23 protein-coding genes and 4 tRNA genes are annotated in these 23776 nt (G+C 60.0%); 13 read left to right on the forward strand and 14 right to left on the reverse strand.

Annotation, left to right across the window (positions count from 1 at the left end):
* Positions 1–2 precede the first annotated feature (2 nt).
* From rplK to tuf, 8 genes are all read right to left on the reverse strand, one after another.
* Complete coding sequence (gene rplK, locus ACCD05_RS02185; protein ID WP_018902691.1) at positions 3–434, reverse strand: 50S ribosomal protein L11; 432 nt, start codon at positions 432–434, stop codon at positions 3–5.
* Between the two features lie 171 nt (positions 435–605).
* Positions 606–1136 (reverse strand): transcription termination/antitermination protein NusG, encoded by a 531-nt coding sequence (gene nusG, locus ACCD05_RS02190; protein WP_018902692.1) that lies wholly within the window; start codon positions 1134–1136, stop codon positions 606–608.
* A 17-nt stretch (positions 1137–1153) separates the two neighbouring features.
* Positions 1154–1354: a preprotein translocase subunit SecE gene (gene secE / locus ACCD05_RS02195; protein ID WP_026283763.1), complete on the reverse strand. Its 201-nt coding sequence runs from the start codon at positions 1352–1354 to the stop codon at positions 1154–1156.
* Positions 1355–1541: 187 nt separating this feature from the next.
* Positions 1542–1617, reverse strand: a tRNA-Trp gene (locus tag ACCD05_RS02200).
* Between the two features lie 139 nt (positions 1618–1756).
* Entirely contained in the window at positions 1757–2650 is an 894-nt protein-coding gene (locus ACCD05_RS02205; protein ID WP_413390895.1) for an NAD-dependent epimerase/dehydratase family protein, read from the reverse strand.
* Positions 2651–2737: 87 nt separating this feature from the next.
* Complete coding sequence (locus ACCD05_RS02210) at positions 2738–3037, reverse strand: HigA family addiction module antitoxin (protein ID WP_413390897.1); 300 nt, start codon at positions 3035–3037, stop codon at positions 2738–2740.
* Between the two features lie 23 nt (positions 3038–3060).
* Positions 3061–3342, reverse strand: a complete 282-nt coding sequence (locus ACCD05_RS02215; RefSeq protein WP_018902698.1) for a type II toxin-antitoxin system RelE/ParE family toxin — start codon at positions 3340–3342, stop codon at positions 3061–3063.
* A gap of 124 nt (positions 3343–3466) precedes the next feature.
* Positions 3467–4642 carry an elongation factor Tu gene (gene tuf / locus ACCD05_RS02220; RefSeq protein ID WP_111561256.1) on the reverse strand — a complete coding sequence of 392 codons (1176 nt, stop codon included), beginning with the start codon at positions 4640–4642 and terminating at the stop codon, positions 3467–3469.
* 347 nt (positions 4643–4989) lie between these two features.
* On the opposite strand from tuf, the gene ACCD05_RS02225 reads away from it, so the two are divergent.
* The 4 genes from ACCD05_RS02225 to ACCD05_RS02240 all read left to right on the forward strand — a co-directional run bounded on the left by ACCD05_RS02225 (position 4990) and on the right by ACCD05_RS02240 (position 9061).
* Entirely contained in the window at positions 4990–7149 is a 2160-nt protein-coding gene (locus ACCD05_RS02225; protein ID WP_413390900.1) for an AAA domain-containing protein, read from the forward strand.
* Positions 7150–7186: 37 nt separating this feature from the next.
* On the forward strand, positions 7187–7309 hold the full coding sequence (locus ACCD05_RS02230; RefSeq protein ID WP_413390902.1) for a hypothetical protein: 123 nt from the start codon (positions 7187–7189) through the stop codon (positions 7307–7309).
* 27 nt (positions 7310–7336) lie between these two features.
* Positions 7337–8425 (forward strand): AAA domain-containing protein, encoded by a 1089-nt coding sequence (locus ACCD05_RS02235; RefSeq protein ID WP_413391066.1) that lies wholly within the window; start codon positions 7337–7339, stop codon positions 8423–8425.
* A 126-nt stretch (positions 8426–8551) separates the two neighbouring features.
* Positions 8552–9061 carry a hypothetical protein gene (locus tag ACCD05_RS02240; protein WP_018898652.1) on the forward strand — a complete coding sequence of 170 codons (510 nt, stop codon included), beginning with the start codon at positions 8552–8554 and terminating at the stop codon, positions 9059–9061.
* A gap of 83 nt (positions 9062–9144) precedes the next feature.
* Here the strand turns inward: ACCD05_RS02240 and ACCD05_RS02245 are convergent.
* Both ACCD05_RS02245 and ACCD05_RS02250 read right to left on the reverse strand, forming a co-directional pair.
* A tRNA-Gly gene (locus ACCD05_RS02245) sits at positions 9145–9218 on the reverse strand.
* A 26-nt stretch (positions 9219–9244) separates the two neighbouring features.
* Positions 9245–9329: transfer RNA gene (locus ACCD05_RS02250), tRNA-Tyr, on the reverse strand.
* A 205-nt stretch (positions 9330–9534) separates the two neighbouring features.
* Here ACCD05_RS02250 and rlmB point away from each other — a divergent pair.
* The 7 genes from rlmB to ACCD05_RS02285 all read left to right on the forward strand — a co-directional run bounded on the left by rlmB (position 9535) and on the right by ACCD05_RS02285 (position 13071).
* The gene (rlmB, locus tag ACCD05_RS02255) at positions 9535–10425 is read left to right on the forward strand and encodes a 23S rRNA (guanosine(2251)-2'-O)-methyltransferase RlmB (RefSeq protein WP_413390904.1); all 891 of its coding nucleotides are present in this window, start codon (positions 9535–9537) and stop codon (positions 10423–10425) included.
* Positions 10426–10547: 122 nt separating this feature from the next.
* Positions 10548–10718: a hypothetical protein gene (locus ACCD05_RS02260; protein WP_165936948.1), complete on the forward strand. Its 171-nt coding sequence runs from the start codon at positions 10548–10550 to the stop codon at positions 10716–10718.
* Between the two features lie 68 nt (positions 10719–10786).
* On the forward strand, positions 10787–10924 hold the full coding sequence (locus ACCD05_RS02265; RefSeq protein WP_181459189.1) for a hypothetical protein: 138 nt from the start codon (positions 10787–10789) through the stop codon (positions 10922–10924).
* Between the two features lie 108 nt (positions 10925–11032).
* Positions 11033–11108: transfer RNA gene (locus ACCD05_RS02270), tRNA-Thr, on the forward strand.
* 151 nt (positions 11109–11259) lie between these two features.
* Complete coding sequence (locus tag ACCD05_RS02275; protein ID WP_413390907.1) at positions 11260–11547, forward strand: hypothetical protein; 288 nt, start codon at positions 11260–11262, stop codon at positions 11545–11547.
* Positions 11548–11759: 212 nt separating this feature from the next.
* The gene (locus ACCD05_RS02280; RefSeq protein ID WP_209189824.1) at positions 11760–12533 is read left to right on the forward strand and encodes an NAD kinase; all 774 of its coding nucleotides are present in this window, start codon (positions 11760–11762) and stop codon (positions 12531–12533) included.
* A 4-nt stretch (positions 12534–12537) separates the two neighbouring features.
* Positions 12538–13071 (forward strand): hypothetical protein, encoded by a 534-nt coding sequence (locus ACCD05_RS02285; protein ID WP_413390909.1) that lies wholly within the window; start codon positions 12538–12540, stop codon positions 13069–13071.
* An 85-nt stretch (positions 13072–13156) separates the two neighbouring features.
* Here ACCD05_RS02285 and prfB read toward each other — a convergent pair.
* The 3 genes from prfB to ACCD05_RS02300 form a co-directional block, all read right to left on the reverse strand.
* Positions 13157–14288 (reverse strand): peptide chain release factor 2 gene (prfB, locus tag ACCD05_RS02290; RefSeq protein WP_413390911.1). Its coding sequence is split into 2 segments (ribosomal slippage): positions 13157–14218 and positions 14220–14288, totalling 1131 coding nucleotides; the frame shifts between segments, so codons are not numbered across the junction.
* A 101-nt stretch (positions 14289–14389) separates the two neighbouring features.
* Positions 14390–16837: a penicillin-binding protein 1A gene (locus ACCD05_RS02295; protein WP_111561176.1), complete on the reverse strand. Its 2448-nt coding sequence runs from the start codon at positions 16835–16837 to the stop codon at positions 14390–14392.
* Positions 16838–17080: 243 nt separating this feature from the next.
* Positions 17081–18262 carry an N-acetylmuramoyl-L-alanine amidase gene (locus ACCD05_RS02300; RefSeq protein WP_413391068.1) on the reverse strand — a complete coding sequence of 394 codons (1182 nt, stop codon included), beginning with the start codon at positions 18260–18262 and terminating at the stop codon, positions 17081–17083.
* Positions 18263–18973: 711 nt separating this feature from the next.
* Here ACCD05_RS02300 and ACCD05_RS02305 point away from each other — a divergent pair.
* Entirely contained in the window at positions 18974–21871 is a 2898-nt protein-coding gene (locus ACCD05_RS02305) for an Rne/Rng family ribonuclease (protein ID WP_413390914.1), read from the forward strand.
* A 453-nt stretch (positions 21872–22324) separates the two neighbouring features.
* Here the strand turns inward: ACCD05_RS02305 and ACCD05_RS02310 are convergent, their stop codons facing one another.
* On the reverse strand, positions 22325–23428 hold the full coding sequence (locus tag ACCD05_RS02310) for a COX15/CtaA family protein (protein ID WP_413390916.1): 1104 nt from the start codon (positions 23426–23428) through the stop codon (positions 22325–22327).
* Between the two features lie 120 nt (positions 23429–23548).
* On the opposite strand from ACCD05_RS02310, the gene ACCD05_RS02315 reads away from it, so the two are divergent.
* The gene (locus ACCD05_RS02315; protein ID WP_018898664.1) at positions 23549–23758 is read left to right on the forward strand and encodes a DUF2842 domain-containing protein; all 210 of its coding nucleotides are present in this window, start codon (positions 23549–23551) and stop codon (positions 23756–23758) included.
* Positions 23759–23776: the final 18 nt, after the last annotated feature.

Consider the following 23776-nt stretch of genomic DNA (forward strand, 5'->3'; position numbering starts at 1 on the left):
TCTTATCCTACCACTTCCAGGCCCATGGCGCGGGCAGAGCCCTCAATCATCGCCATTGCACCTTCGATATCAGCTGCGTTCAGGTCCTTCATCTTGGCTTCAGCGATCGTCTTGATCTGAGCCTTGGTGAGCTTGCCTGCGGTGGCGCCCTTGCCAGGCGTCTTGGAACCGGACGTGATCTTCGCTTCCTTCTTCAGCCAGTAGCTGACCGGAGGCTGCTTCATGACGAAGGTGAAGGACTTGTCCTGGTAATAGGTGATGACGACCGGGATCGGCATACCCTTTTCCATTTCCTGCGTGGCGGCGTTGAACGCCTTGCAGAATTCCATGATGTTAATGCCACGCTGACCAAGCGCCGGGCCGATTGGCGGGGACGGGTTAGCCGATCCTGCCTTGACCTGAAGCTTGAGCTGGCCTGCAACTTTCTTAGCCATAACTCTCTGCCTTTCACTGACGGCCGGTTGCCCGACCAATAATGCCGGATCGCTCCGGCGGCTGCGGTTGCGTGGTTCGGATTTTAGGACCCGGCTAAGGTGCCCTCACCTTCCACGCGCTTTGCGGCTTTCGCCGCAGGGACATAAGCCGTTGCCGACTTACATCCGAGCTCAGACCTTCTCGACCTGAGCGTATTCCAGTTCGACCGGCGTTGCGCGGCCGAAGATCGACACTTCCACCTTCAGGCGCGAACGTTCTTCGTCCACATCCTGAACCGTGCCGTTGAACGATGCGAACGGACCGTCGGAAACGCGGACCTGCTCGCCGATCTCGAAGCTGACCGAAGACTTCGGACGCTCGACACCTTCCTGAACCTGACCGAGAATGCGATCGGCTTCGGAGTCAGGAATCGGAACGGGCCGATTGTCGGAACCCAGGAAGCCGGTCACCTTCGGCGTGTTCTTGATCAGGTGGTAGGCTTCATCGGTCAGGTTGGCGCGAACCATCACATAACCGGGGAAGAACTTGCGCTCGCTATCGACCTTACGGCCGCGACGCACTTCAACCACCTTTTCAGTCGGGACGAGAATCTTCTCGAAGAGATGCTCAAGACCCTTCTGACGAGCCTTGTTCTCGATGTCTTCCGCGACCTTCTTTTCAAAATTCGAATACGCGTGGACGATATACCAACGTGCCGCCATCTTATATCTCCGCCCGATCAGTTGCCGATATTGAGCACGAAGCCCAGCAACCAGCCGATCAACTGGTCCGCAGCAAAAAAGAACAGCGCGGCAAAGACAACCATCACAAGTACCATGATCGTCGAGATCATCGTTTCACGGCGCGACGGCCAAGTAACTTTCAACGTTTCCGTGCGAACCTGCTGCAGAAACGTAAGCGGATTTGATTTGGATGCCATCGACTGCCCACGCAATTACGGCGCGTAAAGCTGATCAGATCAGCCCCACGCACCGCGTGTCTGTTGAACCCCTACATAAACACCGATTCCCCATTAGACAAGAGGGGAACCAAAGTTTAACGAAATTAGCCATGTACAAGCCTCTTGCGAAATGCTGCAGGTTGTCCGCGCTGTTCGTTCAAGGAAATGGCAGGGGCAGAGGGGCTCGAACCCACGGCCTGCGGTTTTGGAGACCGCCGCTCTACCAACTGAGCTATACCCCTTTACGCTTCCCGATCAGCCTGTTGGCGAAAGCCGCGACGCATTGTCGAGAAGCATGGCGCACCCTTTAAGACGCCGAGAGGAGATTGGCAAGTGCGTTTTTCACTTTTTCCCATTCCTCCCGAGTGCATCGAAACACGTTCAGAGCTTAACGTACCGGCGCCAGTCGTGCTCCTCGCGAAAGCCCAGCACTTCCTTGATCTTGCGGTTCGACAGCAGACCCTCGAATTCGCCGATCTCGCGGGTGAACTTGACGTTCGGATAATAGCGCGCGGCAAGCTCCCGCGTCGGCGTATTGGCCGAGACGGTATCGTTTGCGGCGTTGAACACCTGGAAACCGAGGCCATCTTTCTCGATGCAGCGATGGCAGATCTGGCCGAGATCGCGCGCGTCGATATAGCTCCAGGCGATTCGCTTGCGCATTTCGGGATTGGCGAAGTAGGTCGGGAAATTCTCGTATTCGTGCGGCTCGATGACGTTGCCGATTCGTAGCGCATAGATATCGGCGCCGGAGCGCTCGGCGAACGCGCGCGCCGTCTTCTCGTTCAGTACCTTCGACAGGCCATACGAATCCATCGGGTTGACGTCGTAGTCCTCATCCAGCGGGAACTGATGGAAATCCCGATGCCCTTCGGCAAAGCAGACGCCATAGGTGGTTTCGCTTGAGGCAACGATGATCTTGCGCACACCGAGCTTCACCGCAGCCTCGATGACATTATAGGTGCCCATCGTGTTAATGCGGAAGGTTTCGTTGTCGGGTTTGATCAGGATGCGCGGGATGGCGGCGAAGTGCACCACGGCATCATAGGGAAGAACACCCCTGCCCGCTTCGAGGTCCGGAAAGTCGCGGTGCATCGAGAGCGCATTATAGACCTGACCGCTATCGGTGATATCGACGATCAGATTGGTGACACCAGGACTGTCGAGCGGCACGAGATCGATATTGTGAACCTCGTAGCCGGCATTGACCAACCACGGCACGGCATGACGCCCCGCCTTGCCGGAGCCACCCGTAAACAGAATGCGCTTCTTCATGAAATGTCCTCCCATTCCTCACCATGGAAGGCATAGATAAAGTGTCGCGTCGGCAACGCAAGGCCACGCTGCCCGATGCCGGTTCGGCTACGCCGCGTCGAGTTCCGGGATGGCCGCCAACGCAGTCTCAAGAGCCGCGCTCTGAACCTTGATCTCGTAAGCGACCTGCAGGTTCATCCAAAACTCAGGCGTGGTGTTAAAGAACTTGGCAAGGCGCAGCGCCGTGTCGGTCGTGATGCCCACCTTCTCGGCGACGATCCGCTCTATCCGTGTTCTCGGAATGCCCAGCTTCTTGGCCAATGAATAAGGCTTCAAATCAAGCGGCGCGAGATAGAGTTCTCGCAGGACTTCTCCCGGGTGGATGGCTGGCAGCTTGTTTGTGCTCATGATCAGAAACTCCATGCCTGCAATCAATGATAATCGGTGATTTCGACCTGTTCGGGGCCGGCATCCGTCCAGACGAAGCAAATCCGCCATTGCTTGTTGATGCGGATCGAATGCTGGCCATTCCGGTCGCCGGACAATCTCTCCAGCCGATTGCCGGGCGGTGAGCGGAGATCGCCTATGCTGGCTGCAGCATCCAAGACCGTTAAGAGCAACTGCGCGCGCCGCACCAACTCTGAAGGGAATCCCTTCCGCACCGAGCCGTCGGCCACTGACTGCGTGAGCTTATCCTTGAACGACCTGATCAAGCGTGCCTCCGACGTGGTGCGTATCATATGATGATACGTCTGCGGTGACAAGACCTCGATCGGCCAAAAGAAAAGGCCCCGCTGTTTCCAGCGAGGCCTTTCCTAACTCAAAGCAATCCTAAGATTACTCGATGATCGAGGCAACGATGCCAGCGCCGACGGTACGGCCGCCTTCGCGGATAGCGAAGCGCAGCTTTTCTTCCATCGCGATCGGAACGATCAGTTCAACAGCAACCGTGACGTTGTCGCCAGGCATAACCATTTCCGTGCCTTCCGGCAGCGAAACGATGCCGGTTACGTCCGTCGTGCGGAAGTAGAACTGCGGACGGTAGTTCGTGAAGAACGGCGTATGACGGCCGCCTTCTTCCTTCGTCAGGATGTAGGCTTCAGCCATGAACTTCTTGTGCGGCTTGACAGAGCCCGGCTTGCACAGGATCTGACCACGCTCAACGCCGTCACGGTTAACGCCGCGAACCAGAGCGCCGATGTTGTCGCCAGCCTGGCCCTGATCGAGCAGCTTGCGGAACATTTCAACGCCGGTAACCGTCGTCTTCGAGGTGGCGCGGATGCCGACGATTTCGACTTCTTCACCAACCTTGACGATGCCGCGCTCGACGCGACCGGTCACAACCGTACCACGACCCGAGATCGAGAACACGTCTTCGATCGGCATCAGGAACGGCTGGTCGATCGGACGCTCAGGCGTCGGAATGTAGGCGTCGACAGCGGCCATCAGTTCGCGAACGGCGTCTTCGCCGATCTTCTTGTCCGAATCGTTGAGAGCGGCAAGAGCCGAACCCTTGACGACAGGAACGTCGTCGCCCGGGAAGTCGTAGGACGACAGAAGTTCGCGAACTTCCATCTCGACGAGTTCGAGCAGTTCCGCGTCGTCGACCTGGTCGACCTTGTTGAGGAACACGACCAGAGCCGGAACGCCAACCTGACGAGCGAGCAGGATGTGCTCGCGGGTCTGCGGCATCGGGCCGTCAGCAGCAGAGCAAACCAGGATCGCGCCGTCCATCTGTGCGGCACCGGTGATCATGTTCTTGACGTAGTCGGCGTGGCCGGGGCAATCAACGTGGGCATAGTGACGGTTGGCCGTCTCGTATTCGACGTGTGCCGTCGAGATGGTGATGCCGCGTGCCTTTTCTTCCGGTGCAGCGTCGATCTGGTCGTACGCCTTGAACTCGCCGAAGTACTTGGTGATCGCCGCCGTCAGAGACGTCTTGCCGTGGTCAACGTGGCCGATCGTGCCGATGTTAACGTGCGGCTTGTTGCGCTCAAACTTACTCTTTGCCATTTGAATGCTTCCTGTGAACGAAATGGATGACCCCGGCGAACCGGTTTAGTGCCGCCGTTTAAGGCTTTCGGCGGAATTGCGCAAGACTTAATTGCGGACGCTATTCCGCGCTGCCGCCGCATATGGGAACGAAGCATTCGATCGGCAACCTCCGTTGCGACAGATGACGCAGCTACATCGTCGGCGGCAGAGTACAAGGGCATGAATTTGCAATGGAAGTTCGCATTAGAGAACCTGCGGACACCCAGCATGCGGCGGGGTGGAGATACATTTCGTTAATGCGCGCCTGAGTAGTATCAAGTCGGCGGCGACTGATGAAGCCGATTGATTAACCGGATGAATTGGTCATGACCCTCTCCCTATCTGGCTTGCTCAACTATTGGCGCGCAGCGCTCCTCGATAGCAAGCGGCATATTGATCCCGACTCGCTGTCACTTCACCCGCTCGCCTTTGGCAATTTGAGAAACGGTCAACTTGAACGTCGACTAACCGCAACCTTGTGGGCGGAGGCCGAGACGGGCCTCTCTCGTCGAGAACGCGAGCGCATGAGCGCCATCAATCTGATCGTCGCGTTTCAGCTTCTGCAGCCCGAATATCGTCACTCGGCAATCTCCGCGACCATGGATCGGATGCGAGTACCGATGTGGCTCTGCCTTCAGGTGACACGGGAGGGCAAATTGCTCGTCAGCGGCAATCCCGGCGATCAGATCATTGTCGACCGTGCAGTCCTCGCACCCGCTTCCGGCGTGCAGACGTTTTCGCAGATCACCGAAGTGGATGACTACAGCGGAAGCAATCCGCCGCCCGCAGACGGTTCCGACTGGCCTACATTTTGGCGCTACGCCGACCAAATGTTCACGAGCCTGTTTGGAGAGCCTGCTGACCGGTTCGCACCCCGACATCATGTCAATCTCGGTGCTTATATTGCCTGCGGCACGCGTCCCGCCGATGCAAGCAAGGCAATTCGCAAGGTGTACGACACCTTGATCGACCAAGATGATGTTCCAGCACCGCTTCTGCAGCGCCTCATCAATCCGCAAGAAGCCAAGGATGTGACTGGAATAGCCGAGAATGCGGCTCTGAAGGGTCGTCATCTCGGACAGATGAGCGGCGACTTTCCACTCAATCGCAGCCAACGCCAATCCCTGAATGCCGTGACGGCAGTGGCCGACGGCGAGATCGTCGCGGTCAACGGGCCACCCGGGACCGGCAAGACGACATTCATTCAAAGCGTGGTCGCGTCGCTATGGGTTGAACGCGCATTGGTGGAAGGCGGAGAACCACCGGTTATTCTGGCGAGCTCCACGAACAACAAAGCCATAACCAATATCCTCGACACCTTTGCGCGCGCATCATTACCGACGCAGCACCCGCTTTCAGCCTCTCCACTGATCGAGCGCTGGCTGCCCGAAGTTACGCAATACGGATTGTATCTTCCCTCGAAACGAGAGGTCGAGAAAGGCATAAGACCGGAGCACGCCGCCGCGTGGTGCCATCAGTATGGCCAGCCATGGGGCGGCCTGCCAGGCAGCATGGAGAACGACAGCTACCTTCAAGGCGCGAAGGACTTTTGGATCAGTCGTTTTCGAGACTGGGCGGGGCAAGACGCGACCGACCTCAAGGAAGCGACCGAAACACTGCGGGAACTGCTGCAGTTGAAAGCCTCTGCCATGAAGGCGGCTCTTACCCTCAAGGACACGACCGCGCTTTTATTCGACGGTCGCTTTCCAACCGCCTCGGACATCGCGCGTCTGCGCGCAGTGATCGACCAGGACGAGAGCCGATCGCAAACACTGCGCGAATGCGCTCGTACTGCTCTTGAACTTTCCCACGGATCGCTGCTCGAAGCCATCTTCTCGTGGGTACCCGCGGTCAAACGACGCCTCTGGTCACGCGTGCATTCCTACCTGGATGCTCAGAACCTGGCCGATCCCGCCTGGACGTGGAAGACCTTCCTCGGATCGGCGACACTTCGGGCTTGGCTGGATGATCTCATCGCCAAGCATGAGCGCGCGCTTGATCGGAAGAAAGAGGCGGTAGCAAACTGGAGCAACTGGCTACACGCTTTGCAACCAATTCTGGCTGAGGACGTCCAGAAAGAGATCGCGGCGAAACCCGACATTCTGGACGAGCGGCTGGATACCCTGGTTCGCCCCGAGCTCTTCCATCTCGCCGCGAGGTATTGGGAAGGCCGCTGGCTGATCGAGGTTGATGCCGCGACACGCAGCAGGGATAAGACGTTCACCGGCCGCGATCGTGACGCGTGCGAACGCCGGTGGCGGCGCTTCGCGAAGCTTACGCCCTGCATGGTATCGACAGCCTATACCGCCCCTCGCTTGTTTGATTACTACAAGGGCTCCACGGAGCTGCTGGCCGATTTCATCGACCTGTTGATCGTCGACGAAGCCGGCCAGGTCCCGCCCCAAGTCGGCAGCGCGCTCTTTGCGCTGGCGCAAAGCACTGATCGTCGGAGATACGCAGCAGCTGGAGCCTGTTTGGGGAATTGATACCGGCACCGATCTCGCAAATCTGGATCACTTCCAAATGGCCGACCAAAGGGAGCTGCTTCAAGCCAATGGCATGATGGCATCCGAGGGATCGGTGATGGCGATGGCTCAGGCCGCGACCGCGTTTGCCATGCCACCGCATCGCGGATTGTTTCTCTAGGAGCACTGGCGGTGCCGTGCGCCGGTCATCGCCTATAGCAACGAACTGGCCTATCGCGGCGCCCTCAAGCCGATGCGCCCGGACAGTGCACATCCCTTGCCGCCCTTGGGATATGCTCACGTGCCGGGCCGTGCGGTTCGCGCGGGAACAAGTTGGACGAATGCCGAGGAAGCTGTCGTGATGGCAAAATGGCTGGGTCGCAGAAAGCGGCAACTCAGCGAGCATCATGGCGCCAGAACGTTGGGCGAGATCGTGGCAATCGTCACGCCTTTCCGAGCGCAGATCGAGGTCCTCAACGCGGCACTGCAAAGTGCGGGGCTGGCCGGAGAAAACATAACGGTGGGCACGGTTCACACCTTGCAGGGCGCGGAAAAGGCCATCGTGATGTTCTCGTCGGTCAATACCGCAGGGCAATCCACCGGCCTGTTTGTCGACCGGGGTGTATCCATGCTCAACGTGGCGGTATCGCGCGCACGGGAGAGCTTCCTCGTGTTTGGCGACATTGGCTTGTTCCGACCGGAGCAACCATCACTGCCGTCGGGACTGCTTGGCGTCTACCTTTTCTCGAAGCCGGAAAACGAAATCACCGACATCGACCCAATCAGCCGGATCGCCCTGGAGGTGCCGTCGGATGTTGAGAGAATCAGCAGCCTCGAAGGGCATCGGGAAACACTGCGTAGATCCATCGAGGACGCAAATGAGCGATTGCTGATCGTCTCCCCTTATCTCACAGGGAACGCCATCGAGGCCGACGGCCTCGCTCCGCTGCTCAACCAGCGGCGCAACAATCTCAAGGTCGTCGTCGCCTATGATCAATTTCTGAACACGGGACGGGATCGCCGCCTGCAGCCAGGTGCGGCTTCGGCTATCCAAGCTCTGACGACCGCCGGTGTCGAACTTTGGCCCCTCAACGGGGCTCACAACAAAACGCTCGCCGTGGATCAAAGCTGGATCGCGGAAGGGTCGTTCAACTGGCTGTCCGCTCTTCGAGACCGCGAAAGCGACTACCAGCGCCATGAGGTGTCACTCATCTACCGCGGAGCGGATGCCGCAACGTATGTGGACAAGGCATGGCAGGAGATCGAAGCTCTAAGACTTGATCCTAAGCGCGGCTAAGCGTTCGGCGGAATTGTGCAAAACGAAGCGTCCGCGTTTTCACCATAGACCGCCACAAGCGATTGATGCTGTGATATTACTTGCCTTGCCGGAGCCACGCCGGCGATCGCGCGGGGGGAGCATGGCATGGAACCGAAGGACATCGCGAAACGATCGGCCGGCAATTTTCTGATCTTTGCCGGCTGCGCATTCATATTGTGGATATTGGCGGCGGCGATCGACTGGATCGCGCAGGTCGTGCGGCTCTCGACGCCCGAGCGGCTGCCGGCGCTGGCAGCCTCCATCGTCAGTTCGTCGACGCTGCAGGCGATCGTCGCCATCTGGTTGCTGACGGCGGCCGTCGCCATCGCGTTTCCAAGAGTGCTCAGGCCGCTATCGACCACGACGACACTGATGTTCGATGTCGGCTACGGCATCCTCGGCGCGCTGACAGGATTCGGCATCGCGATCGGGCTCTTCGGCGGTGGGTGGTCGATCCTGTTGCGGGCGCTCATCTATAGCGCCGTCATCGCCATCGGCTATGTCGCCGTGCGCAAATGGTTGTCGCGTGACGAATTCACGATGGATGGGCGTACGCGCTGGATGGCGGCCGGCATCATCGCGCTCGCCTCCCCCTTCGTTTTGCTCTGGGGCTGAGATGGGGCGCCGCGTCAGTGCGATACGCAAACGCGAACAGGCGCTTGCGCGCTGTAGATAATGTCGGGCTTCGATCTGGAAAGTGGAGCGGGTAGCGGGAATCGAACCCGCGTATTCAGCTTGGAAGGCTGCTGCTCTACCATTGAGCTATACCCGCGGGGTTTGGTCCGATCCGAGGACGAATGGTGGAGAGAGTTGGATTTGAACCAACGTAGGCTGAGCCAACGGATTTACAGTCCGTCCCCTTTAACCACTCGGGCATCTCTCCAGTTTTTCGTCCGGATCGTTAGACCAAGTCTGCTAGACTTTCGAAGCGTTGCCGCCCCTCGGTCTGCGCCGCGTATATGACGGGCCGAGTTGCCTATGTCAACACGATGACGATGGAAAATATGCGAAAAATGTCATCGGCGATGGAAAGCCCCTGTGGACAAAGAAATCCTATGCGGAAAGAAATGCCACCGCTATAAAGCGGCATGAGCAAAGACAACAAATCCGGGGGCACGTCCTCCGACGAAAAATCCGCCAAGGATACGCACTACGCTAACCTGCGTCGTGCGCATCGCGACAACAAGCGCGAACGCGGCGAAATTCCAACTCCCGGCTTCCAGAAGCGCAAGCGTGGCGGCGATGACTGGAAGCCGCCGGCGCTGGCGCCCGACCAGGTCCATCTCTATGGCCTGCACACGGTGCGCGCCGCGCTCGAGAATAAAGATCGCAAGAAGATCAAGCTGTCGGTGACGCCGAACGCGCTGGCCCGCCTTGAGATCGATGTCGAGAAACTCGGCATACCGGTCGAGATGGTTTCGCCGCAGGATCTCGACAAGGTGCTTGGCCCCGATGCCATCCACCAGGGCGTGATGCTGGAAACGCGTCCCCTGCCCGTGCGCCGCCTCGAAGCGCTGAAGGACAGCCCGCTGATCCTCGTGCTCGACCAGGTCACCGATCCGCACAATGTCGGCGCCATCATGCGTTCGGCCGTAGCCTTCAATGCCGGCGCGCTGATCACGACGCAGCGCCACAGCCCGACCGAATCGGGCGTGCTTGCCAAATCCGCCTCCGGCGCGCTGGAGCTCATCCCTTATATACAGATCACCAATCTCGCCGATGCGCTTGGCGAACTGCACAAGCTCGGCTTCGTCACCATCGGCCTCGATTCGGAAGGCCCGGCTCCTCTCGAGGGCACCTTCTCCGGCGACAAGGTCGCGCTGGTGCTTGGCGCCGAGGGCAAGGGATTGCGCCAGAAGACGCGCGAGACGGTGAATGCGCTGGCGCGGCTCGATATGCCCGGTGAGATCAAGTCGCTCAACGTGTCCAACGCAGCGGCGATCGCGCTTTACGCGGCGCGCATTCATCTGAAGGGCTGACAGGCTCGCGGACAAGCCACCATGCCGAAAGATGCCGCTGCTGACGTTCGACCGCCTCGGTTTTGACGTCAGCAGCAGTTATCATTCAGCAATGCTCCGACCAACAAGGAGAAGCATCCGACATGGCAGTTCGTCCCCTCATCATCGGCATTCTCTTCATCGGCATTCTCGTCGCCATCATTCTCAGCATCGGCTGGATCGACAAGACCCAGCCCGTGCATCAACCCGACCCGCTCGCCCCGGCTGCCCCTGGCGCCAATCCAACGACGACGGCACCGCCGCCGGCGCAATAGCCGCCACGCCCGCTCCGGAACCCAATTGCCGCATTTGCGTTTCTTCCTCGTTCAAAAGGAGAAATCGCGTGCGAATAATGATCGCTGTCATCGCTCTCATGGTTGTTTCGGTTCTCAGCATCGCTGCCATGCCGTCTTCCGGCGATGGCATGGGCGAAAATGGCGGCCACCTGCAATCGACCGTTCGGCAGACCACTCCAAACTAGCCGCGCGAAACCGGTGCCTGAATACGGCCTGTTGAAATCACTATGCGAAATCAAATCCTGGCCGATTTTCCTTTACAGAGCAGCAAAATCTGCTAATTGGCGGGCGTTGCCCTTGTAGCTCAGTTGGTAGAGCACCTGATTTGTAATCAGGGGGTCGCGGGTTCGAACCCTGCCGGGGGCACCACAATTCTTCGAAGGAATCGATTGTTGCCACACCGACGGGCCTCGGTAGACGAGATGCTCGCGTTGCAACATTTGGTTCCTATTGCCCTTGGTTTCCCAGGGTTCCCCTGCATTCACGGCTGATCCGTGCAACATGCCAAGAGGTTATTGAAATGGCTGAACTCACCCCGGCGCAGATCGCGGGACTTAAACTCGCCCGTGATGGCGATCTCTATCCGCAGGCGGCCGGCAAGTGGACGCATGAGAACGCAACCGTGACTTATGCGAAAACGGACCGCTGGAAAGAGCGCCCGCAGAAGATCAAGACGGTCACCGCGAAGACGCTTGTTGACCTCTGCGAGCACGGCTTCGTGGAGCGCCGCAATCTCACCGACGATGGCACCACCGATACCTATGGCATCACCATGGGCGGAAAGATCTGGCTGCTTCAGAACAAGTAAGGCGCTGTCGCTGACCCGACGGGCCACGGACGCGAGTCGACCAAGACCCGCTCGAAGCCGATTACAAACAGGGGGCGCCATAAAATTGGCGCCCTACTGCACTCTCCTCACCTATGCAGAGAGAAGTCCCGGCGAACAGCTGCGACCTTAAAATGCCTTGTCGTGCCAGCCCATTATCATTTAGCTAGGCGGACTTTATCAAAGGGCATTGCATGAGCGTATCCTTTCAAACCCTCTGTTTTCTGGCTTCCCCCACCGCCGAGGCGCTGGCGGCGCGAGACGAGTTGATTCGCGTTTACGGGGATGTGCCCGCCAAGGACGCCGATGTGATTGTGGCACTCGGTGGCGACGGCTTCATGCTGCAGACGCTGCACAGCACGATGAACTCCGGCAGGCTCGTCTATGGAATGAACCGGGGCTCCGTCGGCTTTCTGATGAACGAGTACCGCACCGACGCGTTGCGCGAGCGGATCAATGCGGCCGTCGAGAACACGTTTCGGCCGCTGAGAATGACGACCACGAATGCGGATGGAACGAGCGATACCGCGCTTGCCATCAACGAGGTCTCGCTGTTTCGCCAATCCTACCAGGCCGCCAAGCTCAAGGTCGAAGTCGATGGCGTCGTGCGGCTTGAAGAACTGATCTGCGACGGCCTGATGGTGGCGACGCCGGCCGGGTCGACGGCCTACAATCTCTCTGCGCACGGTCCGATCTTGCCTCTGGACGCGCCGCTTTTGGCCATGACGCCGGTGAGCGCGTTCCGCCCCCGCCGCTGGCGAGGGGCGCTGCTGCCGAACAAGGTGACGGTGGACATTCATATTCTCGAATCGGAAAAGCGCCCGGTGAATGCGGTTGCGGATAACTCCGAGGTCAAGTCGGTGCTGCATGTGCGCATCGCTCAATCCGAGCACATGACGGCTCGCATTCTCTCAGACCCCGACCGCTCCTGGTCCGACCGTATTCTATCCGAGCAATTCGAGGATTGAGGCGATGAAGCGTTTCGGACTGACAGCCTGCGCGCTGCTGATCGCCGCGGTTCCGCTTGCCGCGCAGACGACGGATGCCACCGATCCAATCTTGCCTGCGAGCATCACATTCGCGACGAGCACGGGTTACTGGGCCGACGACGGCAATGCGCCGGCGGTCACCCGTCCGCCAGCCGCGAGCACGCCGAATGCGCCAGCCTCAGCGACGGCGACGCCCGCCGCGCCAAGCCAACCCCGCCACGGCTATTACAAGCTGTTTGCGGTTCGTCAGGCCGATCGCACCGCGAAGGTCTATCTGCAGCAGATCGCGCAGACCGATGCAGGCCCTGAGATCGTCTCGACGGTCGAGGTTCAGGAGCTGAACGACCTCAATCCCTATGTGACGGATATTCGCCCTGAAAATTCGACCGGGCGGCTGAACGAACCGGGGCTGTTCGCCATGGTCTATCTGAAGACGGATCCGGATGGAGATGCCGACAGCTGGACCGTCATTATCGACGAGTTCGGCGATATCAGCGTCGAGAAGTCGGGACATTAAAGTCCGTCGCGCTTCGAAAGACGCACCGCCAGAATCAGAAAAGGCCCCGCATGGGGCCTTTTCGATATCATCTTGACCAGATCGATCAGTCGACGTCGTCGACCACGGCATCCGCCTTGCCGCTGATGCGGTGCGCGAGCGCTGCTTCCATGAACTCGTCGAGTTCGCCATCCAGAACGTCGTCGGGCGCGGTGCTGGTAACGCCGGTGCGCAGGTCCTTGACCATCTGGTAGGGCTGCAGGACGTAGGAGCGGATCTGGTGGCCCCAGCCGATATCGGACTTGGAGGCCGCTTCGGCGTTGGCCGCGTCTTCGCGCTTCTTCAGTTCCGCTTCGTAGAGACGTGCGCGCAGCATGTCCCAGGCCTTGGCGCGGTTCTTGTGCTGCGAGCGTTCCTGCTGGCACTGCACCACGATGCCTGAGGGCATGTGGGTGATGCGGACAGCGGAGTCGGTCGTGTTGACGTGCTGACCACCGGCGCCGGACGAGCGGTAGGTGTCGATGCGGCAATCGCTTTCGTTGATGTCGATCTGGATCGAGTCGTCGACGACCGGATAGACCCAGATGGACGAGAACGAGGTGTGGCGACGCGCGTTGCTGTCATAGGGCGAGATGCGGACCAGGCGGTGAACGCCCGATTCGGTCTTCAGCCAGCCATAGGCGTTGTGGCCCTTGACGAGCAGCGTCGCGGACTTGATGCCGGCTTCTTCGCCGTCATGCACTTCGAGCAGTTCAACCTTGAACTTCGAGCGTTCGGCCCAGCGGGTATACATGCGCAAAAGCATGTTCGCCCAGTCCTGGCTTTCCGTGCCGCCGGCGCCGGAGTGCAGTTCGAGATAGGTGTCGTTGCTGTCGGCTTCGCCAGACAACATCGCTTCGACCTGCTGGCGCGCGGCTTCGGCCTTGAGTGCCTTCAGCGCGTCTTCGGCTTCCTTGACGATGGCTTCATCGCCCTCGTCCTCGCCCATCTCGATGAGCTCGATGTTGTCTTTGATCTGCTGTTCGAAGCGGCGTACGCCGCTGATGCCGTCATCGAGCTGCTGGCGCTCGCGCATCAGCTTCTGTGCTTCGGTGGCATCGTTCCAGAGGTTCGGGTCCTCTGCCTTGTTGTTCAACCAGTCCAGTCGTCTTATCGCCTGGTCCCAGTCAAAGATGCCTCCTCAGCAGGGTGATAGCCTGCTTGGTTTCATCGACTACGTTCTGGATTTCCGCTCGCATTGTCCCGCTTCTTTTGCGTTGTCTTCAAAAGTCGTCCGTCAAATAGTTGTGGCGGCCGCGGATGTAAAGAGCCGCGACCGCCACGCTATCAGTCGAAAATGTCAGTATAGACCGCCGGCGCCGGATTGAACCGCCTGGTTGGCCTGCGGCGAGGTCTTCAGGATTTCCTCCGGCGCCATGGTGTTGTCCATGCCGATAACGGAGTAGCTGTCAGCCGGGCCGGTGCCGGGCTTGAAGGCTTCGATGATGGTGTTCGGATCGCCCTGCGTCGCGGCCATGCCGGTCTTGCGGTCGATCGGGATCAGGTTCATGCCGGCAGGAATGACGAACTTCGATACCGGCGTATCCTTCACGGCCGCCTGCATGAACTCGTTGAAGACGGGTGCGGACAGCGAGCTGCCGGTGCCGCCGCGGCCCAGTGTCGATGGCGAATCGAAGCCGATATAAAGACCGGCAACCAGATCCGGCGTGAAGCCAACGAACCAGGCGTCCTTTTCATCGTTGGTCGTGCCGGTCTTGCCGGCGACGTCGCGTTCGCCGAGCTGGACCTTGCCGGCGGCCGTGCCGCGCTGGATAACGCCCTGCATCATCGAGGTGATCTGGTAGGAGGTCATCGGGTCGAGAACGGTTTCGCGGTTATCGACCACGTTCGGCTCTTCCTGGTTCTGCCAGTCGCTGGCGTTGCAGGCCTCGCAGACACGCTCCTCATGCTTGAAGATGGTCTTGCCGTAGCGGTCCTGGATACGGTCGATGAGCGTCGGCTTGATCTGCTTGCCGCCGTTGGCGATGACCGAATAGGCCGACACCATGCGCAGCACGGTCGTTTCGCCGGAGCCGAGCGACATGGCCAATACCGGCATCATCTTGTCGTAGATGCCGAAGCGGTTGGCATATTCGGCAACGACGTTCATGCCGAGGTCGTTGGCCAGACGCACCGTCATGCGGTTGCGCGAATGCTCGATCGCGAAGCGCAGCGTGTTGGCGCCACCGCCCTCGCCTTCGTAGTTATCAGGCGCCCATACCTGGCCGTTGCCGACCTGGATTTCGAGCGGATCGTCGCTGACGACCGAGGCCGGCGTGTATCCATTGTCCATCGCTGCTGCGTAAACGAAGGGCTTGAAGGACGAACCAGGCTGGCGCATCGCCTGCGTCGCGCGGTTGAATTCCGACTGCGCATAGGAGAAGCCGCCGACCATGGCCAGCACGCGGCCGGTCTTCGGATCCATGGCGACGAAACCACCACCGACCTTGGGCGGCTGGCGCAGACGGTAGGAAGTTGAGCTGTCGCCGCCAAGGCGTTCGACGAAGACGACGTCGCCCGGCTGCAGTACGCCCTGCGGCGACTTGGACGTCTTGCCGCCGGTGGCCGAACGGAAGGCCCACTGCATGTTCTTGGCTTCAATGGTGCCGCGCTGGCGGTCAGAGCCGATCTTGCCCGCGCCATCCTTCTGCGGCTGCAGGCCGATGTCGACGCTGTCGCTGGCAACGGCGAGCACGACGGCGAGGTCCCATTCCGGAACGTCGGAGAGCGCCGGGATATCGGCGAGCGCCTTGCCCCAATCCGACGTCGTGTCGATCTGCTTGATCGGGCCGTGGAAGCCACGACGCTCATCGTAGTTGATTAGGCCATCCTGCAGCGCCTTGCGCGCGAAGACCTGCAATTGCGGATCGAACGAGGTGCGAACCGAGAGGCCACCCTCATAGAGCATCTTCTCGCCATACTGGTCGATCAGCTGGCGGCGGACGGCTTCGGCGAAGTAGCCGGATGCGAAGAGCGACGGACCGCTGGTGCGGCCGGTGACGCCGAGCGGCTGCTTCTTGGCTTCGGCGCCATCCGACTGGCTGACATAGCCATTCTCGACCATGCGGTCGATGACCCAGTTGCGGCGCGTGACCGCGGCCTCAGGATGACGGAACGGATGGTAGTTCGCCGGGCCCTTCGGCAGCGACGCCAGATAGGCGGCATCGGCGATGGTCAGTTCGTTGACCGACTTGTTGAAATAGGTGAGTGCCGCGCTGGCGATACCGTAGGAGTTCAGGCCGAAGAAGATCTCGTTGAGATAGAGCTCGAGGATCTTGTCCTTGCTGTAGGCCTGCTCGATGCGGAAGGAGAGAATGGCTTCCTTGGCCTTGCGCTCCATGGTCTGTTCGCTCGACAGCAGGAAGTTCTTGGCGACCTGCTGCGTGATCGTGGAACCACCCTGCGTGGGGCCGCCGGTCAGATAAGCGACCACGGCGCGGCCGAAGCCGGTGACGTCGATACCGGGATGCTGGTAGAAATTCTTGTCTTCGGCGGAGAGGAACGCGGCCTTGACGCGATCGGGAACGGCCTGGATCGGCAGGAACAGGCGGCGCTCCTTGGCATACTCGGCCATCAGCGCGCCGTTGCCGGCATGCACGCGCGTCGTCACCGGCGGCTCGTAGCTGCTCAGCACCGCGTAATCAGGAAGATCCTTCGTCACCGTCGCCAAATAAACGGCAACGGCCGCCGCTACGCCCAGGAACAGGACGCAAGCCGCTCCGAAGAAATATCCAAGAAGTCTGATCATATCTAAGCTACCGGTATCTCAATTGTCGATCGGCGCGCGCATAACAATCGCATGAACCGCGGCACTTTGCACGCTGCGCGAATTACTCCATGCCGGATGCGGCCACAAGCCAATTCCGTTTTGCACACGGAAACATAGCCGTGAGTAATGGCCTGAATGTGAGGAAAGTAGGGCTTTTGCCTGCAATTCCACACGCATACATGTTTACCCACGCAAGTGTCACATCTGAGCAACGGCGGTGCGTCAGCCGCCATTGGCGACCATGGATGCGTGATAATGTTTCACCGCCTCAGTCAAAAGGTCGCCGATCTTCGCGCGCCAGGTGTCGTCGAGCAGCAGTTTCTCGTCTTCCTTGTTCGAAAGAAAACCGAGTTCCAGCAGGATGGAGGGAACATCGGGCGCTTGCAGAACGCGGAAACCGGCGTGGCGGTGCGGGTTGTTGATCGTGCCGACCTGATCCTTGAAGGAGGCCAGCACGCTTTCGGCCATCGAGATCGAAAACGCCTGCGTCTCGCGGCGCGTCAGGTCGAGCAGGATGTCGGCCACTTCGGGCGGTTCGGTCGCAGCCGCCTTGCCGGCGATCTGGTCGGACAGGTTTTCGCGATCAGCGAGATCGGCGGCGAGCTTGTCTGACGCCTTGTCGGAGATGGTGTAGACGGTGGCGCCACGAATATCCTTCTGGCGCAACGTGTCGGCATGCATGGAGACGAAGAGTGCGGCATGGTTCTGCCGCGCGATCTGTACGCGCTCGGACAGCGACAGGAACGAATCATCCTTGCGGGTCAGGAAAGCCTTGATGCCGGGCTCGCGGTTCAACCGGTCCGCGAGCGTCTTGGCGAATGCCAGCGTCACATCCTTCTCCTGGGTCTTCGTGTCGACGCCGATCGCACCGGTATCGATGCCGCCGTGGCCGGCGTCGACAGCGACGATGAAGTCGCCGGGCTCAGCCTTTTCGGGCGCTGGTATGGCGCTGGTCGTTTGCCCGGCCTCGGGCTCGTTCCAGGATTGGGCTTTCACCAGTTCGGCGAAGGTCGACTTATCGGTCATCTCGGCTTCGAGAACGAGCCGCTGGCCCTTGCCGTTCTCATCGGCTTGAACCCTCGCCATGCCGATGCGAACGGGCTTTGTCGCCGTCAACACGATGCGCGCGCTGTCGCCATCCATCGTGCCGTAGCGGATATCCTTGAAAAGGCCCCTCGCCTCGAGATCCTTGGCAGGAAAACCGAAAGCGGTCGCCGGAAGATCGACGACGACGCGTTCCGGATTGGCGATGTAGTGGATGGAGAAGCTCGGGGGGCGATCGAAATCGATGACGATGCGGGTCCTGGCATCGTCGCCGACGATGCGCGCGCCATAGGCCAGCAGACGCTCTTCGCCCGCCGCGGTCGCCACCGAATGACCGACCAACGGAACGGTCACGGCCATCACCGCGGCAACCAGCCAAGCCCTGAAGTTTTTCGTCCGCAAGCCGGATTTCACCGTTGCGCGCCGCGTCTCGCTATACAACCGACTGTCATGCCCCAATTGTCATCAATGCCGGATCCCGCGATACACGCGATTGCGACCGAGAACAATTGTCACTGTCGCCGCGCCGGAATCACCTCGTCCACCGCTATTTTTTATGATGCTGCAAATCCATCAATATTATGGCACATTTGGCTTTTCCCTTGCTATTGTGACGGAGAAAACATACAAGCAATTTTAGGGTAGAAGCACTGACGGGATAGAGTCGCCGACAAGGCAGCCAACCGCAAAGGACCTGGCGCCACAACCGGCAATCGTCCGCCGTCTTACATGCTTCCACTCGACAATGGATCCTGATTTTTCCGGAGTATGCGGAAACTTCATCGGTGGATTGCCACCAACCGCTCTTTAAAGAGAGAGCAAACTCATCGGGCCTGAATAAGGTCTTTGTTTTGTCGATCTCGCTTGGTCTTTTATGGTGTCGCAGCAGGTTTTATCTAAAGTCTACAGACCCCGGGAGAAGAGTTTCCCCGCTGCTGTCTGGCTGCTGCCTTCCACACCGAACCAATCGCGACTTTCACTATCCGGCGCTGCTATGACGGTCCGCACTCCCCTTGTCTTATCGACTGCGGAGACTGCCGACGATCGACCGCGCCGAGGAGCTCAGCTTACATGGCAGACAAAATGCTTATCGACGCGTCTCACGAGGAAGAGACGCGCGTCGTTGTCGTTCGCGGAAACCGCATAGAAGAATTTGACTTCGAGTCGGAACACAAGAAGCAAATTCGCGGCAACATCTACCTCGCAAAGGTAACGAGGGTCGAGCCTTCGCTGCAGGCTGCTTTCGTCGATTACGGCGGCAACCGGCACGGCTTCCTGGCCTTCGCCGAAATCCATCCCGATTATTACCAGATCCCGCTTGCCGACCGTCAGGCCCTGTTGCGCGCCGAAGCCGAAGAGCATCGCCGCGACGACGACGTCGAGCATGTTGATACGGCACGGATCGACCCCGCGACCCAGGAGCAACCCGATGTCGGCATCGTTGCCAAGGACGAACCTGAAGCGCCTGTCGAAGCCGCTGTAGAGGTAGCAGAGACCGTCGAGACTGCAGAGGTTGTCGAAGCCGTCGAGGAAGCGCCTGTAAAGAAGGCAGCCAAGCCCCGCCGGAGCCGCAAGAAGGTCGTTCCCGCCGCTGACGAAGCGACGGTTGAAGCTGACTCGGCGGCATCGTCCGACGACGACGGCTCCACCGGCGGCGAGATGGCCGCCATGGTCGAGACCGACACGATTTCCGAAGACGTCGATGCGCGCCGCCGCAGTGACGACGAGGACGACGACGATCATGATCACGAAGAAGAAGTGATCGAGAACGTCGGCGCCGAAGACGCCATGGAAGAGGTTCCTGACCGTGTGCAGCGCAAGCCGCGCAAGCAGTATCGCATCCAGGAAGTCATCAAGCGTCGCCAGATCCTGCTCGTTCAGGTCGCCAAGGAAGAACGTGGCAACAAGGGCGCCGCCCTCACCACCTACCTGTCGCTTGCCGGCCGTTATTCGGTTCTGATGCCGAACACCGCACGTGGCGGTGGCATCTCCCGCAAGATCACCAGCCCTCAGGACCGCAAGCGCTTGAAGGAAATTGCCAAGATGCTCGAAGTGCCGCAGGGCATGGGCGTCATCTTGCGCACCGCCGGCGCCAACCGCACCAAGGTCGAGGTCAAGCGCGACTTCGAATACCTGATGCGTCTTTGGGAAAACGTCCGTACGCTGACGCTCGCATCGACCGCGCCTTGCCTCGTCTACGAGGAAGGTTCGCTCATCAAGCGTTCGATCCGCGACCTCTACAACAAGGATATCGGCGAGATCATCGTCTCCGGCGAGGAAGGCTATCGTGAAGCGAAAGACTTCATGAAGATGCTGATGCCGAGCCACGCCAAGGTGGTCCAGCCTTACCGCGACATTCACCCGATCTACTCGCGCTCCGGCATCGAAGCCCAGCTCGACCGGATGCTGCAGCCGCAGGTGACGCTGAAGTCGGGTGGCTACCTGATCATCAACCAGACGGAAGCGCTGGTTTCGATCGACGTCAACTCCGGTCGTTCGACCCGCGAGCATTCGATCGAAGACACGGCACTGCAGACCAACCTCGAGGCCGCCGACGAAGTCGCTCGTCAGCTGCGCCTGCGCGACTTGGCCGGCCTTGTCGTCATCGACTTCATCGACATGGAAGAAAAGCGCAACAATCGCGCTGTCGAAAAGAAGCTGAAGGATTGCCTGAAGAACGATCGCGCCCGCATCCAGGTCGGCCGCATCTCGCACTTCGGCCTGCTCGAAATGTCGCGCCAGCGCATTCGCGCATCGGTTCTCGAATCGACGACGCAGGTCTGCTCGCATTGCGGCGGCACCGGTCACGTTCGCTCGCAGTCTTCCGTTGCCCTGCATGTGCTGCGCGGTATCGAAGAATATCTGCTTAAGAACACGACCCACGACATCACTGTTCGCACGACGCCGGAGATCGCTCTTTATATCCTCAACCACAAGCGTCAGACGATCGTTGACTATGAAGCCCGCTTCGGCGTCGCCATCATCATCGATGCCGATGGCGCGGTTGGCGCGCAGCACTTCGCGATCGATCGCGGCGAAGCCGTCGAGAACCCGGTCAAGATCGAAACCCTCTTCAACTTCGCGGCTATCCCGGAAGACGACGACGATGACGTCGTGATCGAGATCGACGAGGAAGAAGACGAAGAACTGGAAGAAAAGCAGGCGTCGGAACGTCCGGCTGCCGCTGCCCGTGCAGAGGGCGAAGGGGACGGACGCAAGCGTAAGCGTCGCCGTCGTCGTCGCGGCCGTAACGGCAATGGCGAGCAGCAGGCATCCGACGAGAACGGTGCCGAACAGGCTGGCGACGAAGACGGTGGTGACGAGGAAGGCGACGACGCCGAAACCACGTCCGCTGCCGGCTCCGAAGAGCGGGCCGAAGGCGATGACGCACAGCGCCGCAAGCGCCGCCGTCGCGGCAAGCGCGGCGGTCGCCGCAACCGCGAGGAAGGTGCCGAAGGCGCTGAGGGCGACGATATCGCCGAAGCTGATGGCGATGTCGCCGCAAGCGCGGAAGCCGTTGAGACCACGGGCGAAGCCGCAGCCGCAACCGAAGACAGCGCGCCGGTGGACGTTGTCGTCGAAGCCGCAGCGGCGGAAGCTGTCGAAGCCTCCTCGGCCATGGCCGCCGTTGAAGCTGGCGCCACGGTGACGGAAGACGTGAAGCCGAAGCGCGCTCGCCGCAGCCGCAAGGCCTCGCCGGTCGAAGAGCCTGTCGTGGAAGCAGAAGTGGCGCCTGCCGCTGAAGCAGCACCGGTTGCCGAAGCAGCTCCTGCCGCCGAGCCGGAAGTCGCTGAAGCATCCGCCGATCTGGCAGCGCCTGCCGAGGAAGAAGCAAAGCCCGTTCGCGCCAATCGCGGCGCAAACGTTGCCTCCTCCGAACCGACCGTCAAGTCGTCCACCACGGAAGCGGCTGATGGCGACGGCAAGCCGAAGAAGGCCGGCTGGTGGCAGCGCCGCGGTTTTTTCTGAGACTGATTTTCGGACGTAAATGATTGAAATCCGGCTGCGGCGACGCAGCCGGATTTTTTCGTTCAGGGGTTATGTGTAGTTCGATCTTGGACGCATCGGTTGCCCGGTGGCGGAGACTGGATGTCGGTCTTGCCGCCACGGTAAACAGGGCGCGCTATATCCGCCCTCCGGATGCCTGAGCTTTCCACACGCGGCGGCGTCTCATCTCTACTCTGCCAGCAACCATCGCTCACGCTAGCTCGGCTAGCACACCGACGCCGCCGGCTGTCATGAGCGGGAAACTGGTTCCAGCCGGAAGCTGCAACGGTTTAGCGATAGGCGGATAAGCAAACAGCGAGATCCGCTTCCGGCCAGATCTCGCTGAGGCAAACTTGATGATTGCTATAAGGCGCGTCGGCCGTGCAAGGCTAGCCACGACCCGTCGCATTCACACCGCGGGCCGTAGTCCCCAAATCAATCGCGTTCGGATATCACCGTCGCGTGTGGGTATTCGCCGTAGAAGCCGCGCCAGTTGGCGATCGCGAAGCCGAAGACGACGAGTGCGCCGCCCTGGTGCAGCAGGCCCCAGTGGAGCGGGACTTCGAGCAGCAAGGTGGCGATGCCGATCGAGGCCTGGATGGTGACGAGGGCGAACATGACGACGGCGCGGCGTGCGTGGGTCGTTGCCGGTGCTGCGCGCAGCAGCATGATCATGTTGATCAGCGTCACGGCAAACAGCGTGTAGGCACCTACGCGGTGGATGAACTGCACCGTCTTCGGGTTTTCGAAGAAGTTGATCCAGGCTGGCTGCTGGATCAGGAGATCGGAAGGCACGATGGCGCCGTCCATCAGCGGCCATGTATTATAGGTGAAGCCCGCGTCGAGACCGGCGACAAGAGCGCCGAGGTAGATCTGAAACAAGGTCAGCGCGGCAATCACGCAGGCCCAGACACGCGCGCTTTTGGTCGGCGCCGTGTCTTCGGAATGCGGCGACAAAGCGCGCATGATCCACATGCAGGATGCGAAGATCAGACATGCCGTGATCAGGTGTGTCGCCAGGCGGTACTGGCTGACATCGGTGCGTGCGGTCAGTCCCGACGAGACCATCCACCAGCCGATGGCGCCCTGGAAGCCGCCGAGCGCCAGAATGCCAACGAGAGGCCAGCGCAGTCGGCGCTCGATCCTGCCAGTTGCCCAGAAATAGAGGAGAGGCAGCGCGAAGATCACGCCGATGCCGCGGGCGATCAGGCGGTGGGCCCATTCCCACCAGAAGATGCCCTTGAACTCATCGACGGTCATGTCGCTGTTGATCTGCTGAAACTCGGGAATGCGCTGGTAGAGCTTGAATTCTTCTTCCCATTCCGTCGCGTTCAGCGGCGGGATAACGCCGTGGATCGGCTTCCACTCGGTGATCGACAGGCCGGAATTGGTCAGGCGCGTCGCGCCGCCCACAATCACCAGACAGAACAGCGCGAGAAGGACGACGCCGAGCCAAATTCGTATGGCCTTGCGATTATCATCCTGCTTGCGCACCTGGCGCAGAATTTCCTGTTCAGTCGTGAGATCAGCGACGGCCATGGACGGACTCCTTCGTTCCGACAGTTGATTTGCCTTAGCCACTGATGCAAAACAAGTCCGAACATTTGCGGCATGCAGTCGCGGTGGCCTGCCTGCACATCCCATACCGGAATTCACCAGATGCCTGTCCGCCTTCGCAAGTTCATCGGCACCATCCTCATCGTCGTCCTCGTTCTGGTCTATGCGCTGGTTGCGAATACGATCGCGGTTGCGACGCTCGGCAATGCGCCATGGTGGGGCCACCTGCTTTATTTCTCGCTGACAGGGCTGCTCTGGGTGTTGCCGGCGATGGTCATCATCAAGTGGATGGCCGGCCCGAAGCAGCAATAGGCATTAATCACGGACTAA

Source organism: Rhizobium sp. Rhizsp42, from assembly GCF_047304155.1.
GTDB lineage: Bacteria > Pseudomonadota > Alphaproteobacteria > Rhizobiales > Rhizobiaceae > Rhizobium.

Bases quoted from the DNA above. Each gene is read 5' to 3' on its own strand.
- rplK (WP_018902691.1), bottom strand. From the start codon at position 434: ATGGCTAAGAAAGTTGCAGGCCAGCTCAAGCTTCAGGTCAAGGCAGGA.
- nusG (WP_018902692.1), bottom strand. From the start codon at position 1,136: ATGGCGGCACGTTGGTATATCGTCCACGCGTATTCGAATTTTGAAAAG.
- secE (WP_026283763.1), bottom strand. From the start codon at position 1,354: ATGGCATCCAAATCAAATCCGCTTACGTTTCTGCAGCAGGTTCGCACG.
- ACCD05_RS02205 (WP_413390895.1), bottom strand. From the start codon at position 2,650: ATGAAGAAGCGCATTCTGTTTACGGGTGGCTCCGGCAAGGCGGGGCGT.
- ACCD05_RS02210 (WP_413390897.1), bottom strand. From the start codon at position 3,037: ATGAGCACAAACAAGCTGCCAGCCATCCACCCGGGAGAAGTCCTGCGA.
- tuf (WP_111561256.1), bottom strand. From the start codon at position 4,642: ATGGCAAAGAGTAAGTTTGAGCGCAACAAGCCGCACGTTAACATCGGC.
- ACCD05_RS02225 (WP_413390900.1), top strand. From the start codon at position 4,990: ATGACCCTCTCCCTATCTGGCTTGCTCAACTATTGGCGCGCAGCGCTC.
- ACCD05_RS02230 (WP_413390902.1), top strand. From the start codon at position 7,187: ATGGCCGACCAAAGGGAGCTGCTTCAAGCCAATGGCATGATGGCATCC.
- ACCD05_RS02240 (WP_018898652.1), top strand. From the start codon at position 8,552: ATGGAACCGAAGGACATCGCGAAACGATCGGCCGGCAATTTTCTGATC.
- rlmB (WP_413390904.1), top strand. From the start codon at position 9,535: ATGAGCAAAGACAACAAATCCGGGGGCACGTCCTCCGACGAAAAATCC.
- ACCD05_RS02260 (WP_165936948.1), top strand. From the start codon at position 10,548: ATGGCAGTTCGTCCCCTCATCATCGGCATTCTCTTCATCGGCATTCTC.
- ACCD05_RS02275 (WP_413390907.1), top strand. From the start codon at position 11,260: ATGGCTGAACTCACCCCGGCGCAGATCGCGGGACTTAAACTCGCCCGT.
- ACCD05_RS02280 (WP_209189824.1), top strand. From the start codon at position 11,760: ATGAGCGTATCCTTTCAAACCCTCTGTTTTCTGGCTTCCCCCACCGCC.
- ACCD05_RS02285 (WP_413390909.1), top strand. From the start codon at position 12,538: ATGAAGCGTTTCGGACTGACAGCCTGCGCGCTGCTGATCGCCGCGGTT.
- ACCD05_RS02295 (WP_111561176.1), bottom strand. From the start codon at position 16,837: ATGATCAGACTTCTTGGATATTTCTTCGGAGCGGCTTGCGTCCTGTTC.
- ACCD05_RS02300 (WP_413391068.1), bottom strand. From the start codon at position 18,262: ATGGCCGTGACCGTTCCGTTGGTCGGTCATTCGGTGGCGACCGCGGCG.
- ACCD05_RS02305 (WP_413390914.1), top strand. From the start codon at position 18,974: ATGGCAGACAAAATGCTTATCGACGCGTCTCACGAGGAAGAGACGCGC.
- ACCD05_RS02310 (WP_413390916.1), bottom strand. From the start codon at position 23,428: ATGGCCGTCGCTGATCTCACGACTGAACAGGAAATTCTGCGCCAGGTG.
- ACCD05_RS02315 (WP_018898664.1), top strand. From the start codon at position 23,549: ATGCCTGTCCGCCTTCGCAAGTTCATCGGCACCATCCTCATCGTCGTC.